A 14310-nucleotide genomic window follows, 5' to 3' on the forward strand; every position below is an offset into this window, starting at 1 on the left:
CCGCCCTCGTTCAGTGATCGGGCTTATAGACCCCACACCTCGAACACGTCAACAGGCAATTTCAAAAAACTGACAAGAAACGACAACTAACTGAAAATACAAAGGAAATTCATAAGGGAGTTATCAACAGGGCGAGGTGCGCAAATGCGTTCGACGAAAAAGGCGGGACTACCGGAATTGTTGCCGCAACCGGAGCGGAACCGTCACCCGTCCATACAACGCCTGTGGCATCAGCATCCGAGACGAACACGCTCGCGGTTGTCATCGCGCGCGCCGGCGACCGGCGCCGGGGCGCCAATACGAGTTGAAATGCGGTCGTGTCTGCAATCCTGGACGACACTGTTCGATGACAGCGATACCGGACTGCACCTGGAGACAGTCTCCGACCAACACCTCATCGACGATGTACATCGCCATGCGCGCTGAAAGGGTTCGAAGATGATGAAGGGTTCCGATCAGCTATTGCGAAAACATGCGCTTCCTCGTCTAAGAGCTGCCGACGCGCTCCAGGCCAGCTGTCTCCAGGTAGGGCCAACGCGAGACGCTACGCTTTAACGGCGCGACCGGTTGGGCGAGGATCACTGCGCGCAAGATCGCCAGGTCGCCGCTCGCCAACGACCCTGATGTTGCCGATCGCGGCGGCGCGATGTCCGACAAGCCTTGCGCTGCCATCTTTTGGACTTATATTGCACTGCACTCGACGCCGCCTTTCTGGCCCGGGTTTCATGGCTGCATGCCGCCTTCACGCGAAGAACCTCTTCGCGCAAAACCGAAGGACCACTTCATGACTGTTTCGATAAACAATTTTGATGCTTCTACCGTCAGCGCTTCGGCCCATGTCGATATCGGCGATGCCGTCAGACGCTCGCGCCAGGCCATCGGCTATAGTGTCGACGAACTTGCGCTCACCTGCGGGTTGACCGACGCCGAAATTACCAACATCGAGCTTGGTGCCGATGCCGATCCGGGCAAGCTTCGGCGGATCGCCGCCGCGCTTCAGTTGCCCGTAACCGCCTTCCTGCTCAGCTAGACCGTTCCGGGCGTGGACAGGGTCGATCTTGACGCAAGTCCTGAAGACCCGCTTCACACTTCTTATGGAAATGTTCTAGGCGAATGGGCGTCGCGTTCACACACGACGCGGTGCCCACCCACCGACAGTGCCCGCAGCCGAGCCGGCAGCCTGTCGGCGAAACGGCCGCCCTCACCCGGTAAACCCTTACGATAAAACCTGCGCCAAAAGGGCCAGCGGCGTCGGCCGGCTTGGCACGCTCTGATGCAGGAACACGATCCTGCGCTCATAGGCGGCAGCATCGGGCACCTCGGTCAGGTGAAAGCCATTCCGCTGCAGCCCCTGCCAGGCCGGCACCACCGAGTTTCCCATTCCGTTGGCAACGAGCATGGCGATGGTCTCCAGAGCGTCCATGTCGCAACGGATATCCGGATCGAGCCCGGCGTCGGCGAGATATTGCGACGACAGCCGTCCGCCCCACGATCCCGGATCGTAACGGATGAACGGCGCCTTGCCTATCCGCTCGGGAATGTCGCCAGGCCCCGCCCCATCCCTGCTGATGAAAACAAGCGGTTCGCGGCGGATGACACGGGCGGTCAATCCTTTCGGCAGCGCAAAGGGCGGTTCGACCAAGACGGCGGCGTCAAGCTCGCCGGAGAGCAGCTGTTCGTAGAGCTGCGACGACGAGCCGGGGCGCAGCATCAACTTCAAGCGCGGCGCTTGACGCGAGAGTTCGTCTAGAACCTCAGGGAAGATACCCGTCAGCGCCGTCGAGATCGCGCCGATCTTCAACTCGGCGGCAAGCCCGCCACCCGCGGCGTCATATCTGAGGTTTTCGGCTTCCCGTATCAGCAGACGCGCCCTCGGCAACAGCGAAAGACAGGCCTCCGTCGGTTGGGCGGAATGGGCGCCGCGGGCGAGCAAGAGGCAGCCCAGCGCACGTTCGAGCGATTGAATGCGCTGGCTGACAGCGGCGGGCGTCAATTTCTCGCGCCGCGCGGCCGCTGCAATCGAGCCCGTTTCCACAGTGGCGACCAGGCTTTGCAGGAACCGAATATCCAATGGAAACCCTTATTCTCAGAGAAAGAATTACATAGTTTTTCTTAGCCTCTCAAGACGGTATCCCTGTGTCAACCGGAGAGACAGGAGTTACAGATGAAGTCGCTTTTCCATCTTGCCTACCACGTGAAGGACCTCGACGACGCCCGCAGGTTCTACGGCGACGTGCTCGGCTGCGAGGAAGGGCGCAGCACGGACACCTGGGTCGATTTCGATTTCTTCGGCCATCAGATCTCGCTGCATCTCGGTGAGCCCTTTGCGGTCACGCGGACCGGCAAGGTCGGCAATCATCTCGTGCTGATGCCGCATATGGGCGTGGTGCTGCGCCTTGCAGATTGGTTCGCTCTGGCCGAACGTCTCGAGCGTAAAGGCGTCAACTTCGATATTCCGCCGGTGGTGCGTTTCGAAGGCGAGCCAGGCGAACAGCGGACAATGTTCTTCCTCGATCCGAGCGGCAATCCGATCGAGGTCAAGGGTGTTGCCGATTTCGACGGTCTGTTTGCGCACTGACGCAAGGAGCCGGATGTGGCCAAACCGAGTGCGCCTGCGCCAATCGGGAGATCTCGAACAAGATCTCCGCTGAAGAGCGAGGGGCACTAACCCGACCATGAATGCGGGCAGTGCGACCGGCGCTATCTTGCGTCGTGAAAGATGATGCCGACGGTGTGCCGCAGACCGGATCGAACACGGCTGACACCGTGCCGAAGGTTGACGCGATAGTTGCCTTTCGTGCCCTGCACCGGCCGGTTGTGAACGGCAAAGGCAACAGCATCACCTTGACGAAGGGGAACGACCTCGACCCGGCTCTGCATGCGCGGTCGCTGCTCCGTCAGCACGAATTCGCCGCCAGTGAAATCCTCACCCGGTTCGGACAGCAGGATCGCCACCTGGATCGGAAAGGCCAGATCGCCATAGAGATCCTGATGCAGGCAATTGAAATCGCCGGGAACATATTGCAGCAGCAACGGCGTCGGCCGGGTCTGCCCAGCGTCATGGCACTGGCGGAGGAACTGCGTGTGCTCGGTGGGGTATCGTTCGTCAATTCCCATTCGGCCGTTCCACTGGTTGGCAACGTCGGCGAGGTGGGGGTAGAGCGCGGTGCGCAGACCGCCCAGTAGATCCGGCAGTGGATACTTGAAGTAGCGATATTCGCCCTTGCCAAAGCCGTGCCTGGCCATATGGATGTGACTGCGGAAATGCTGTTCTTGGGTGTAAAGGGCCGAGATCCGCCGGCATTCTTCCGCAGAAAGAAGCTTTTCCAGGACCCCGCAGCCAAAGCCGTTCAACTCACTCGAAATCGCCTGCCAATCATAGGCTGCGACGCGTGCTTCCGCGGATTGGTCAAGCGGCTCTGAAAGGGCCATCGTGGCATGCGGGTTCATCGGATTGCCTCCTTTGCGATTGGCGCGACGAGGCGTTCCATGCCCCGACACTGTGCATTGATCAGGTTCATTGAGCTAACTCCGTTCCTAGCCGGCCCAAGGCGGCGAGTGATCGCGCGCCCTGACCGGACTCTCGTTCCTGCATTGAATTCGACGACGTCTTTCTTCAGCAGCTGCACCGCCGAGCGGGCCGGAGGATCCTCAGAGAGCGCCGCGAAAAGTCAGGTTGATGCGCATTCGACCAAGGCTCTCGTGATCGCCATCCTTCAGTTCCGTTACTCCGTGATAGAACAGGCGCGACGGTCCGCCCCAGACCACGACATCGCCGTGGCGCAGCGCGTATTTGCGAACAGGGTCATTGCGGTTCAGCCCGCCAAACTGGAACGTGGCGGGAAGGCCGAGCGACACAGAGACGATCGGGTGGGAATGATCGCGCTCATCCTTGTCCTGATGGAGAGAAAGTTTTGCGCCCGGCTCGTACCGATTGATCAGACATGCATCAGGTCTGAAATCCGGGTAGCCCGCCTCCGTCGCCGCGGCGAGGGCAAGAGCAAGGAAGGCCGACGGCAGTGCCGGCCACGGCCTGCCGGTTTCCGGGTCGAGCCTGTCGTAGCGATAGCCGCTTCGGTCGGTGACCCTGCCCGCCGCACCACAATTGCTCATCGCGACGGACATCGTGTAGCCGCCCGGCGTCACCATATGCCGGAACGGCGCTTGCGCGATAACCTCACGCAGTGCGGGCAGAACCCGGTCTTCGAACGGCAGCGCGAAACCGCGAAGCAGGATCGCCCCTTCAGCCATGGTTTCACGCAATGGGTCGATAGCGAACTTGGCGAAAAGATCGGTCATGATGGCGATCCGGAGAGGAATTTGGTGATGTTGGGATGCAGGACCGGGCGATAACCAGCCCGAAGCGCTTCGACGGTCGATGGTGGCGTCAATAAGCCTTCAGCGACAATCTCTGGTTCCGGCCCGCGATAACCGCTTTCGGTCCAGCGGAAACAGCGTCCGGACACGACCGTGAACGCAAAACCGGATGCGACCACCATCGTACCATCCGGCAGATCGGCGGCGGGCGACGGCAGCGGATGGATGCGCTTGCGTCCAAGAGACTGCCTCTCACGATGGAGCACCGCATCGAGTTCGCCCGCCGACGGCGGCGTGTTCGAGCCGCCGGCCCAGGTGGCCCTGAAACCGGACGCAGCCTCCCGCCTGCAGAAGAAGCAGGGACGGTGGCCGGCCGCCAGCGCGACGGCCTCGTCGAGAAAGAAAAGTTCGGTCCAGCTTCGACGGGCCATGACGTCCCGCCGCCGATCCCCGTAGTCGCAGACGCAGATCAGCCATGCCTTGGACGACCACCGTCGTCTCAGAAGGGTCTTCGTCGCGGGATCGTGGATGATGCCGCGGTTGCCGGTGAACAGACCGCGCTGGCCGATGGCGACAACGTCGCCGAATGGCGTCACACGATTCTGAAGCGGGCGATGATTGGTTTGCATGCCGGAAGTGTTCCCCGGATCGCGTCTGCGTCCGAAAGCGAGACCATGGTGCGGCCGGATCACGCAGAGCGCGACACGATCGCCGTGACGACCGCCGCTCTCACGAGTGGCAGCATCAGGTCAGCTTGAGCGAGAACCAGGAAATGCACCACCCGTTTCCTGCGTATGGGGGGAACGCGCGGCCACCCCGACCGCCGGCATGCAGATTGTGCGGGGCAGAAAGTGCCCCATAGACGGGGATCTCAACACCAGCCTTCGGCTGCGACTGATCAAGTGATCGCCCCAAGCGCGTGCATTTGCGGCCTGCCGCGCAGGCATGGGTGTGGGCCGCTTTCACCCCCGGTGTTGCAGCCCTTGGGCGAAAACCGGCTCAGCCGCGCGCGATCAGCCGAACGCTGTGATCCTCGCGCAGCGCTACCAGTTGCGAAGCCGGCGGCAGGCTGTAGACGTCGTGCTTCCCGAACTCTCTGGGATAATAGTCATAGCCCGCCGGCGGCTCCGGCGTCTCGCGCGTATCCACCGGGCTTTGGCCCGTCAGTTCGGTGACCGGGTCGAGAATGGCGCCGATCAGGCGGCGCGTATAGGGATGCTGCGGGTCGGTGAAGACCCTATCCCAGCTGCCAGTCTCGACGATCTGGCCGAAATACATGACCGCCACGCGGTCGCTCATATGTTCGACGACGCTCAGGTCATGGCTGATCATGATGTAGGACAGGTCCAGCCGCTCCTTGAGCTCGAGCAGCAGATTGATGATCTGGGCGCGGATAGAGACATCGAGCGCCGATACCGGCTCGTCCAGCACGACGACCTTCGGGTTCAGGATCAGCGCCCGGGCAATGCCGATGCGCTGGCGCTGGCCGCCGGAAAACTCATGCGGAAAACGCCTGGCCTGTTCCGGTTTCAATCCGACGAGCTGCATCATGCTCTCGATACGCCGATTGATCTCCGCGCGATCCTTGACCCCATGCAATTTCAGCGGTGCTGCCAGCGAGGTGTAGATCGTCTGGCGCGGATTGAGCGACGCGTAAGGGTCCTGAAACACCATCTGCGCCATGCCGGCGCGCTCGAGCCGGGTCGGCTGCGCCTTGCCGGTAATCGATCGTCCCTCGAAGAAGATCTCTCCCGCGGTCGGCTCCTGCAGCCCGAGGATCGACAGTGCGAGCGTCGACTTGCCGCAACCGGACTCGCCGACAACAGACAGGCACTCGCCCTTGTTCAGCGTCAGGCTCAGCTCGTTGACCGCGCGAAGGGTGCGCTTGGTGCGGCCGAAGAGGCCGTTGCGCACTGGGAAGTGCACGCTCAGGTTATCGACCCGGACCAGAGGTTCGTTGTTATCGCTCATGATTGAAACACTTCACGAAGCCATCATGGCTGAGGGCAGATAGCGGTGGAATTTCGGCGGAACAGACAGGCGTCGCCCTGTGGCAGCGCGGCTGGAACCGACAGCCGGGCGGAAAGTTGGCAATGGAGGGAACCGTGCCCTCGATCTCCTGCAGGCGCTTGCGCCCTTCCAGTCGGCGCGAACCGAGCTGCGGCAGCGATTTGAGCAGACCGCCGGTATAGGGATGAGCCGGATGGAGGAAGAGATCGGCGACCGGCCTTTCTTCCACCAGGCGCCCGGCATACATGATACCGACCCTGTTGCACATGTTGGCGATCACGCCCAGATCGTGGCTGATCATCAGGACGGACGTGCCGCGCGCCGCGCAAAGCTCCTTGACCAGCTTGAGGATCTCGGCCTGGACCGTGACGTCGAGCGCAGTCGTCGGTTCATCGGCGATCAGGAGGTCCGGGTTGCAGGCGAGCGCGATGGCGATCATCACGCGTTGCCGCATGCCGCCGGACATCTGGTGCGGATAGGCCTTCACCCGCTCCTCCGGCGCTGGAACCTGGACGTTGCCAAGCGCTTCGATCGCCAGCCTTTCGGCTTCCTTCCAGGTTGCGCCCTTGTGAAGCACAAACATTTCGGCGATCTGACGCCCGACCGGAGACAAGGGGTTGAGCGCCGTCATCGGCTCCTGGAAGATCATGGCGATCTTCTCGCCGCGAAGCCGCCGCAGCTCACCCTTCGAAAGCCCCCTCAGATCCCGGCCGTTGAAATTCAACGTGCCGCCGGTCACGGCGAGCGGTTTGCGCAAGAGGCCGATGATAGAAAGCGCGGTGATGCTCTTGCCGCAGCCCGATTCACCGACGAGCCCATAGGCTTCGCCACGGCCGATCGAGAACGACACGTTGTCGACGACGTTGTGGCTTACCCCGCCCGACACGATGTCCAGGCGCAGATCCCTGACTTCAAGCAAATTGTCCGTCATAGCTGGCGCGCCTTCATATGCGGGTCCAGCCAGTCGCGCAGGCCGTCGCCGAAGAGATTGAGCCCGAGAACGGTGACGAAGATCGCCAGCCCTGGGAAGATCGCCGCCCAGGGCGCGATAACGATGAGTTCGCGCGCGTCCGTCAGCATGTTGCCCCAGCTCGGGAACGGCGGCTTGATGCCAAGGCCGAGATAGGAGAGTGCTGCTTCCGCAAGGATTGCGTCGCCCATGCCGAGCGTTCCGATCACCAGGATCGGACCGATCATGTTGGGCAGGATCTGCGTGATCATGATGCGGATATCGCCGTAGCCGAGCGTCTTTGCCGCCTGGACATAGCCCTGCTTCTTCAGGGACAGCGCCGAGCTTCGCGCGATGCGACAGGTCCATGACCAGTTGGTGAGGCCAAGCGCGATCAGCAGGCTGACGAGGCCGGGACCGAGGATCGCCATGATCGCAAGCGCGAAGATCAGGCTGGGGATCGCCAGCATCAGGTTGGTGAGCCCGGTGACGAAATCGTCCCACCAGCCGCCAAAGTAGCCGGCCGAAATGCCAAGCGCCAGGCCGATCAGTGTGTTGATGACCTGCGAGCCGATGCCGACGGCAAGCGATATGCGGGCGCCATAGAGAATGCGGCTGAGAACGTCACGGCCTTGCGCGTCGGTGCCGAACCAGAACTGCGCATCCGGCGGAAGCTCCGCATTCATCAGGTCGGCGTCGAGCACGGGATCGGTCGGTGCGAGCCAAGGCGCCAGCAGTGCCGCCGAGATGATGACGATACAGAGGACGCCACCGATGAGGAGATTGAGCCTTAGTCTCATGGGTCTATCCGTGGCTGATGCGCGGATCGATGACCGCGTAAAGAATATCGACGATGGTGTTGATGAGCAGGAACCAGAGAACGATGACGAGGATCGCGCCCTGGACCACCGGGATGTCGCGCAGGCTGACGCTATCGACGAGCAGGGACCCGAGGCCCGGCCAGGAGAACAGCTTCTCGACCACGACAGCCTGGCCCATCATCGAGCCGAACTGCAGGCCGATGGTGGTGATGATCAGCACCAGAACGTTGCGAACGACGTGCCAGGTGACGAGGCGAAAGCCGTTCATGCCCTTGGCACGGGCGGTACGGATGAAATCAGCGTTCATCACGTCGAGGACGGCTGCGCGCGTCGTGCGCGCCAGAAGCGCCATCGGCGCGACGCCAAGCGTCAGGGCCGGCAGGATCAGGTTCATCGGCCCGCCGTCACCGTAACCGAAACTCGGCAACCAGCCGAGCGTCAGCGCAAACAGATACATGCCGAGCAAACCCAGCCAGAACTGCGGCAGAGACAGACCCGAGATCGCGCCGATCATCGTCAGCGTATCGATGATGCTGCCCGGTTTCAAAGCGGCAATGAAGCCGAGCGGCACGCCAACGCACATGGCGATCGCCATGGCCGCGAAGGCGAGCTTCAATGTCGGCCACATGCGCTCGCCGATCAGATGGGCCACCGGCTGGCGGCTGCGGAACGACGTCCCGAGATCGAAGCGTGCGAGGTCGGACAGGTAGGATCCGAACCGCACATACAGCGGCTGGTCGAGACCGAACTCACGCGTCATCTTCTCGACGATCTTCGGATCGCCGCCGCCCTTGCCATTGGCCGTCAGGCTGGTGGCGATGCTGCCCGGCACGACGCTGAAGATCACGAAGATCAACAGCGATATCGCGATGACTGTCGGGATCACCTGCAATATGCGGCGCACGACGAACTGAAGCATTCATTTCCCCCCTCGCCGCGCCCATCCAGAGATGCGCGGGCGATCGTTCTCAGGCGCAATGCCAACCGATGGCGGTCCCGCCGCCGGATCATCCCCGCAAACGTCAAACCGTAAGAAAATGCTTACGTTATCGACCGTGACGCGAACCTGATATCGGCGAAAGGAACCCCGATATCGCCGAGGCGATATCGGGGCTCGGCGATCAACGGCCAGCTGGAACGGTTTCGTCTACCCAGAGCTTTTCATAGGACTGGATCGCCAGTTCAGCCGAGTTCGGCTGCAGGCCGTGCAGCCAGGGCTGGTAGGCCATGACAGCCTTGTTGTAGTTGAAGAACCAGACCGGTGCCTCCTCCTGGACAAGGTTGTTGGCCTTGCGCAACAGGTCGTTCTTTTCCTCGTCCGTCTTGGCGACCTTGGCGGCCTCGAACAGCTTGTCGAAGTCGGCGTTTGCGAACTTCTGGTAGTTGCACGCCGCCTGCGAGGTCTTGGAGTAGAAGCACTGCATCGCCGTCAAGGCATCAGGACCGCTTTCCGACGACCACATGAACGACTGGAAATCGCCAGCCGGCACGACTTCTGAAAGCACCGAAGCCTCGACCGGCTTCGCCTTCACTCGGATGCCGACCTTTTCCAGCATCGGGATGATTGCCTCGACGATCGTCAGGCCCCAGCTTTCGTTCTGGGTTGCCGTCAACTCGACATCGAAGCCATCGGCATAGCCCGCTTCGGCGAGCAGCGCCTTGGCCTTTTCCGGATCATAGGCGTAGGGCTGGGCGTCCTTGTCATAGGCGGGCGACGAGGTCGGCAACCAGCCGCTTGCCCGGTAGGCCTTGTCCTTCGCCAGCCGCTTGATGATCAGGTCGGCATTGATTGCGTAGTTGAAGGCCTGGCGCACACGCTTGTCCTTGAACGGTTCAAAGTCGAGGTTGAAGCCGACATAACGCGTGTAGACTTCGGCGACTTCGAGCAGGCCCTTCGCCAGTTCCGGATCGGCCTGATAGGCGACATATTGCGACGGCCCGAGAACGGAGACGTCGATTTCCTTGTTGCGGAACGCGACGTCGCGCGCCGAGGCGTCGCCCATGATCAGGATGTTGATCTTGTCGGCGTAGGGCTTGTCCTTTTCGTAGTACTTCTCCCACTTTTCGACGGTCAGCCGCGAGCCGGGCACATATTCGGCGAACTTGTAGGGCCCAAGGCCGATCGGGTGGCTGGCGAAACCTTCCTTGTCGGCCTCGCCGGCCGGATAGATCGCAGTGTTGTTGCGCATGAACAGGAAGGCCGGATCGACCGGATCGGTCAGCGTCACTTCCAGCGTAAAGTCGTCGACCTTCTTCAGGCCGGAAATCGCCTGCGCCTTGCCGGCCATATAGTCGGCGCCGCCCTTGATGTTGGCGATATAGCGCGAAGGCGGGTAGGCCTTGGCCGGGTCGGCCATGCGGGTGAAGCTGGCGATGATGTCATCGGCCGTCATCTGCTTGTCGTTGTGGAAGTAGGCGTCCTGGCGCAGCTTGTAGGTATAGACGAGCTTGTCGGCCGAGATATCCACGTCGGTCGCAAGCGCCAGCACGGGAACGTTCTTGTCCGCGTCCCAATCGTAAAGCGTGCGGTGGATCGCCTTGGCGTAGAACTCGTCCTGCGTCTGCGGCGACGCCTGGATGTCGAGCGTCGAGAAACTGTCTCCATAAGGCGCCACAAAGTTGACCGTTCCGCCGGCCCGCGGCGCATCGGCCGCATGCGCGGACGCCACGCCGGCCAGCAACGCTGCCGTCAATGTCGAAAGCAATGCAATTTTCTTCATCATTCCCGTATTCCTCCCCACGTGTTGTTTTGCTCATGGATGAACAAGATCGCGATCTCACCCGACCTCCCGGATCGGCTGATATGCATGGAGCCGCAGCAAGCGGCTCGGTCCGCCGTTGTCAGGCGTTCAGTCGCTCGAAGACCACTTCGCCACCCCGGATCGCCAGGGTGCAGCGCGTGTCGTTGAGGATGTCGTCGGGGCTCGCCGTCAGCATGTTCCTGGAAAACACCGCGATGTCGGCAAGCTGTCCTGGGACCAATCGTCCCTTGACCGTTTCGAGCTTCTGCGAGAACGCGCCGTATTCGGTGTAGACCTGCAGCGCCTCTTCGATCGAAACCCGCTCGCCAGCATCCATCACCGTGCCTTTGGCAGTCTTGCGCGTCAGCATGCTGTAGATATTGGGGAAGGGGTTGGGGTGGCAGACCGGCGCATCGCTGCCGGTTGCAGGCTTGAAGCCCAGTTCCTTCCAGGTCTTCAAGGGATAGCTTGACAGCGCCCGCTCTTCGCCGAGCACCGAGACATAGGCGTCGCCGAAATCATAGATGAACACCTGTTGCGGGCACGGATAGATGCCCGCCTTCATCATGCGGCGGTGCTGTGCGTCGCTGGAGAAACCGCAATGCTCGATCCGGTGGCGGCGGTCCGCATCCGGCATCGCCTCAAGCGCTTTTTCGTAGGCCGTGATCAACTGATCGATTGCCGCGTCGCCGATGGCATGGCAAGCCAGTTGATAGCCCTTGGTGTGGGCGTCGAGCACCATCGCCTCGAGTTCCGCATCGGAAAGGATCTGCACGCCGGTGTTGTTGTCGTTTCCGAGGTAGGGACTCGTCATCCAGGCGGTGCGGCCACCGGCCGAGCCATCGAGGAAAATCTTGACGGCGCCGACTTTCAACATGTCGTCGCCGACGCCGGAGACGAGCCCGGCCTCGTAGCTCTGCGGCACGATCGAGACCTTGGGATCGCCCAGCAGCACCAGCCAGGTGCGCACCGGCAATCTGTTTTGAAGCTTGGCCAGATTGTAGGCCTTGATCTCGTCGAAGCCCGCGACCTGGCCGACGGCCGCGTCCATGACGCTGGTGATGCCGTAGGACAAAAGCAGATTGCCGCCGCTTTCGATCGCGTCGATCATCTCGTCGGTCGAGGCCTTTGGGATCGCGGCACGAACCAGCCCTTGTGCGTTTTCCGCGACAAGGCCGGTCAATGCGCCGGAGGCCTGTTCGATCAGCCCGCCTTCCGGCACGGCGGTGTTTTCGTCGACGCCGGCAAGACGGAAGGCTTCCGAATTGAAGATCGACACATGGCCGCAGGCGCGCACCACCATGACCGGGTGGTTCGGCGCAACCGCATCGAGTTCGGCGCGAAGCGGATGGCGGCCGGTGTCGAGCTTGGTCTGATCATAGCCGCGCGCCCGGATCCAGGTGCCGGGCGGCGTGCTTTCGGCCTGCTGCCTGATTGCCGCCAAAAGGCTTTCGAGGGTGGGGGCCGCCTGCGGCGTCGCATCGACCCAGTTCAACGTCAGACCGACGGAAATCAGGTGCAGATGTGCGTCGTTGAGACCGGGGGTCGCGAATTGCCCCTGAAGGTCGAGAAGCTCGGTCCGCTCGCCGCGATAGGCTTCCATCTCCTGCCTGGTGCCGGTTGCCAGGATCTTGCCCTGCCAGATCGCCAGAGCCTCTACGACGCCCTCCGCCAGCCCGCACCAAATCACGCCGTTGTGCACGATCCTGTCGGCATGAAAACACTGTCCCGCTGGCATCTAAGGCTCCTCTCCTTCGGCCGTCACTGCAATGCAAAGCCAGGCTTGGTCACAAACCGGGCTCTTGGCACAAACCGTGTCTCCCGCCCGCATCAGTTGCGCGCCGAAACTGGATCGATATCCGTTACGGTGCGCGCCCTGATCGGCCACAAGTTGTGCAGTTGGGGATGCTAGAGAAAAGGAAAGCGGCCCGCCAATGCATAGAATTTCAGGCGCTATGAAATAATTGCATAACGGCTCTGGGCCGATCTGTTGACCATCCCGAGGCTGCACCGTGTGGTGAAGCACGTTCCCATGGAGAGTTCGAGCGTGGCACGTTGCACGCAAACAGCGCTGCCGGCGACCGGAGCCGACCCAGATGCGACATGGTCAGCGACAGCGAAACCAGCGCCAATACCGCACGAAAACGGCGCGCGCCAAGAATGACGCGCGCCGTTGTTTCTTACGTCAGTCGCAATCAGGCGCGCTTTTGCACCGTTGCATAGACCACGTTGCGGTTTTCCCCGAACGTCACATGCGTTTCGAAGTTCGAGCCATCGACGCTTTCGTTGACAATGCGCCACATGTCTGATTGCGAGCGAAGCAGCAGCGCCCAGTTCATGAATGTCTCCATGTAGCCGTCGACGCCGATATCGGTTGCGAAATTGGCGAAGAGAAAGACGCCGTTGGGCTTCAGCATCTGCAGGCAGCGGCGCGTGAGCTTCACCGCGACGTTGTGTGGGAGGTAATCATAAAGTCCGGCCGCATAGACGAAGTCGAATTTGCCGAGCTTGTGCGCACGTGTAAGGATCCCGCGAACGGAGCCGTCGATTGCCTCGACGCTCGTTCCCCGGAAGTCCCTGGTGATCGATCCAACGCTGAACGGATCCTGATCGAGCGCGACCCAACGCTTGATGCGCCCTTCCTTCAGGGCAACGGAACGGTTCGCCTCGCGCAGATGACCCGCGGCAATCGTCAGGACTTCAGCCTCTCCGCCGCGCTCGGCCGCGATCTGATCGACGTGCTGCGTCAGCAGGTCCCGCCGTTCCCGCACCGCAACCGACGACGAAGCGTCCTTGGTGTAGTCATAGAGCGCCTTGCCCACCGGCGATGCCTTGGCGATCTCGCCGGCGACGCTCGGGTGACCGTAGATGAAGTCGAGCAATTGCGCGTCGCCGGAGTAGCCCCGCGGCTTTTCGAAGGACCACCGGGTAAAAGGGTCCTGGAGGAAGAAATCCGACACTGGATGATTCTGCGCGATCGGAATCAGTTCCTGCCAAACACTGGGATGAAACTTCGCACGCGTCTCGTGAAGTGCTCCCGCCAATCGATGTATTATCTTCTTGGGGTCCAGTTCTTGGGCAAATTGCTGCTGTGCAATTTGGAGAATCAGGGCGAGTTCGGCTTTTCCTGTTGCAAACTGCTCATCATAAAACTCACTTCTTGACGAAGTGAACTCGGTTGCGATTGACTGGGGAGTAATAAGACTTTCGCCATCGAATACGATTTGAAGCTGGCTCACGCAAAACCCATCCGTTTAATGATCTGTTAACGTTATGGGTAACAATGCGCGAACTGCTTCTCGAATTGCAAGTTTTTGTAGAGTATATGGTAAATTCTGGCGGATCCGTATCCATTCGGATACACCCATGTGCCGGCCGTCAGTCTCGGCTAATTTATCAAAATTTAATGGGCGTCTTCTACGATGTCGTTGAGGCTTGCTCGTCCTTGTTGTGGTGCCAATCGGATGGCAAG

13 protein-coding genes are annotated in these 14310 nt (G+C 61.3%); 2 read left to right on the forward strand and 11 right to left on the reverse strand.

Features of this window, described 5'->3' with window-relative positions:
* Nucleotides 1-784 precede the first annotated feature (784 nt).
* Nucleotides 785-1030 (forward strand): helix-turn-helix domain-containing protein, encoded by a 246-nt coding sequence (locus tag LPJGGPFB_RS16585; RefSeq protein WP_173421076.1) that lies wholly within the window; start codon nucleotides 785-787, stop codon nucleotides 1028-1030.
* A 186-nt stretch (nucleotides 1031-1216) separates the two neighbouring features.
* On the opposite strand, the gene LPJGGPFB_RS16590 is transcribed toward LPJGGPFB_RS16585, so the two are convergent.
* Nucleotides 1217-2071 carry a LysR family transcriptional regulator gene (locus tag LPJGGPFB_RS16590; RefSeq protein WP_173421077.1) on the reverse strand — a complete coding sequence of 285 codons (855 nt, stop codon included), beginning with the start codon at nucleotides 2069-2071 and terminating at the stop codon, nucleotides 1217-1219.
* Nucleotides 2072-2164: 93 nt separating this feature from the next.
* Between LPJGGPFB_RS16590 and LPJGGPFB_RS16595 the strand changes: the two genes are divergently transcribed.
* Nucleotides 2165-2578: a VOC family protein gene (locus LPJGGPFB_RS16595; protein WP_173421078.1), complete on the forward strand. Its 414-nt coding sequence runs from the start codon at nucleotides 2165-2167 to the stop codon at nucleotides 2576-2578.
* Nucleotides 2579-2700: 122 nt separating this feature from the next.
* Here LPJGGPFB_RS16595 and LPJGGPFB_RS16600 read toward each other — a convergent pair whose 3' ends face one another.
* The 10 genes from LPJGGPFB_RS16600 to LPJGGPFB_RS16645 all read right to left on the reverse strand — a co-directional run bounded on the left by LPJGGPFB_RS16600 (nucleotide 2701) and on the right by LPJGGPFB_RS16645 (nucleotide 14077).
* Nucleotides 2701-3450, reverse strand: a complete 750-nt coding sequence (locus LPJGGPFB_RS16600; RefSeq protein WP_173421079.1) for a 2OG-Fe(II) oxygenase — start codon at nucleotides 3448-3450, stop codon at nucleotides 2701-2703.
* A gap of 201 nt (nucleotides 3451-3651) precedes the next feature.
* Entirely contained in the window at nucleotides 3652-4299 is a 648-nt protein-coding gene (gene alkB, locus LPJGGPFB_RS16605; RefSeq protein ID WP_173421080.1) for a DNA oxidative demethylase AlkB, read from the reverse strand.
* On the reverse strand, nucleotides 4296-4946 hold the full coding sequence (locus LPJGGPFB_RS16610) for a hypothetical protein (RefSeq protein WP_173421081.1): 651 nt from the start codon (nucleotides 4944-4946) through the stop codon (nucleotides 4296-4298). Before LPJGGPFB_RS16610 ends, alkB begins: the two co-directional genes overlap by 4 nt.
* A 370-nt stretch (nucleotides 4947-5316) precedes the next feature.
* Nucleotides 5317-6288 (reverse strand): ABC transporter ATP-binding protein, encoded by a 972-nt coding sequence (locus LPJGGPFB_RS16615; protein ID WP_173421082.1) that lies wholly within the window; start codon nucleotides 6286-6288, stop codon nucleotides 5317-5319.
* Nucleotides 6278-7258: an ABC transporter ATP-binding protein gene (locus tag LPJGGPFB_RS16620; protein WP_173421083.1), complete on the reverse strand. Its 981-nt coding sequence runs from the start codon at nucleotides 7256-7258 to the stop codon at nucleotides 6278-6280. The genes LPJGGPFB_RS16615 and LPJGGPFB_RS16620 overlap by 11 nt, the downstream gene beginning before the upstream one ends.
* On the reverse strand, nucleotides 7255-8076 hold the full coding sequence (locus LPJGGPFB_RS16625) for an ABC transporter permease (protein WP_173421084.1): 822 nt from the start codon (nucleotides 8074-8076) through the stop codon (nucleotides 7255-7257). The genes LPJGGPFB_RS16620 and LPJGGPFB_RS16625 overlap by 4 nt, the downstream gene beginning before the upstream one ends.
* A gap of 4 nt (nucleotides 8077-8080) precedes the next feature.
* Entirely contained in the window at nucleotides 8081-9016 is a 936-nt protein-coding gene (locus LPJGGPFB_RS16630) for an ABC transporter permease (RefSeq protein ID WP_173421085.1), read from the reverse strand.
* A 202-nt stretch (nucleotides 9017-9218) separates the two neighbouring features.
* Nucleotides 9219-10817, reverse strand: a complete 1599-nt coding sequence (locus tag LPJGGPFB_RS16635) for an ABC transporter substrate-binding protein (protein ID WP_173422192.1) — start codon at nucleotides 10815-10817, stop codon at nucleotides 9219-9221.
* A gap of 121 nt (nucleotides 10818-10938) precedes the next feature.
* Entirely contained in the window at nucleotides 10939-12576 is a 1638-nt protein-coding gene (locus LPJGGPFB_RS16640; protein ID WP_173421086.1) for an amidohydrolase, read from the reverse strand.
* Between the two features lie 457 nt (nucleotides 12577-13033).
* A complete protein-coding gene (locus tag LPJGGPFB_RS16645; protein WP_173421087.1) occupies nucleotides 13034-14077 on the reverse strand; it encodes a class I SAM-dependent methyltransferase in 1044 nt (347 codons plus the stop codon).
* Nucleotides 14078-14310 lie beyond the last annotated feature (233 nt).

It is taken from the genome of Ensifer adhaerens (assembly GCF_013283195.1).
GTDB lineage: Bacteria > Pseudomonadota > Alphaproteobacteria > Rhizobiales > Rhizobiaceae > Ensifer > Ensifer adhaerens_G.

Excerpts from the sequence above, each read along its gene's own strand:
- LPJGGPFB_RS16585 (WP_173421076.1), top strand. The coding sequence starts at position 785 with ATGACTGTTTCGATAAACAATTTTGATGCTTCTACCGTCAGCGCTTCG.
- LPJGGPFB_RS16595 (WP_173421078.1), top strand. The coding sequence starts at position 2,165 with ATGAAGTCGCTTTTCCATCTTGCCTACCACGTGAAGGACCTCGACGAC.
- LPJGGPFB_RS16600 (WP_173421079.1), bottom strand. The coding sequence starts at position 3,450 with ATGAACCCGCATGCCACGATGGCCCTTTCAGAGCCGCTTGACCAATCC.
- alkB (WP_173421080.1), bottom strand. The coding sequence starts at position 4,299 with ATGACCGATCTTTTCGCCAAGTTCGCTATCGACCCATTGCGTGAAACC.
- LPJGGPFB_RS16610 (WP_173421081.1), bottom strand. The coding sequence starts at position 4,946 with ATGCAAACCAATCATCGCCCGCTTCAGAATCGTGTGACGCCATTCGGC.
- LPJGGPFB_RS16615 (WP_173421082.1), bottom strand. The coding sequence starts at position 6,288 with ATGAGCGATAACAACGAACCTCTGGTCCGGGTCGATAACCTGAGCGTG.
- LPJGGPFB_RS16620 (WP_173421083.1), bottom strand. The coding sequence starts at position 7,258 with ATGACGGACAATTTGCTTGAAGTCAGGGATCTGCGCCTGGACATCGTG.
- LPJGGPFB_RS16625 (WP_173421084.1), bottom strand. The coding sequence starts at position 8,076 with ATGAGACTAAGGCTCAATCTCCTCATCGGTGGCGTCCTCTGTATCGTC.
- LPJGGPFB_RS16630 (WP_173421085.1), bottom strand. The coding sequence starts at position 9,016 with ATGCTTCAGTTCGTCGTGCGCCGCATATTGCAGGTGATCCCGACAGTC.
- LPJGGPFB_RS16635 (WP_173422192.1), bottom strand. The coding sequence starts at position 10,817 with ATGAAGAAAATTGCATTGCTTTCGACATTGACGGCAGCGTTGCTGGCC.
- LPJGGPFB_RS16640 (WP_173421086.1), bottom strand. The coding sequence starts at position 12,576 with ATGCCAGCGGGACAGTGTTTTCATGCCGACAGGATCGTGCACAACGGC.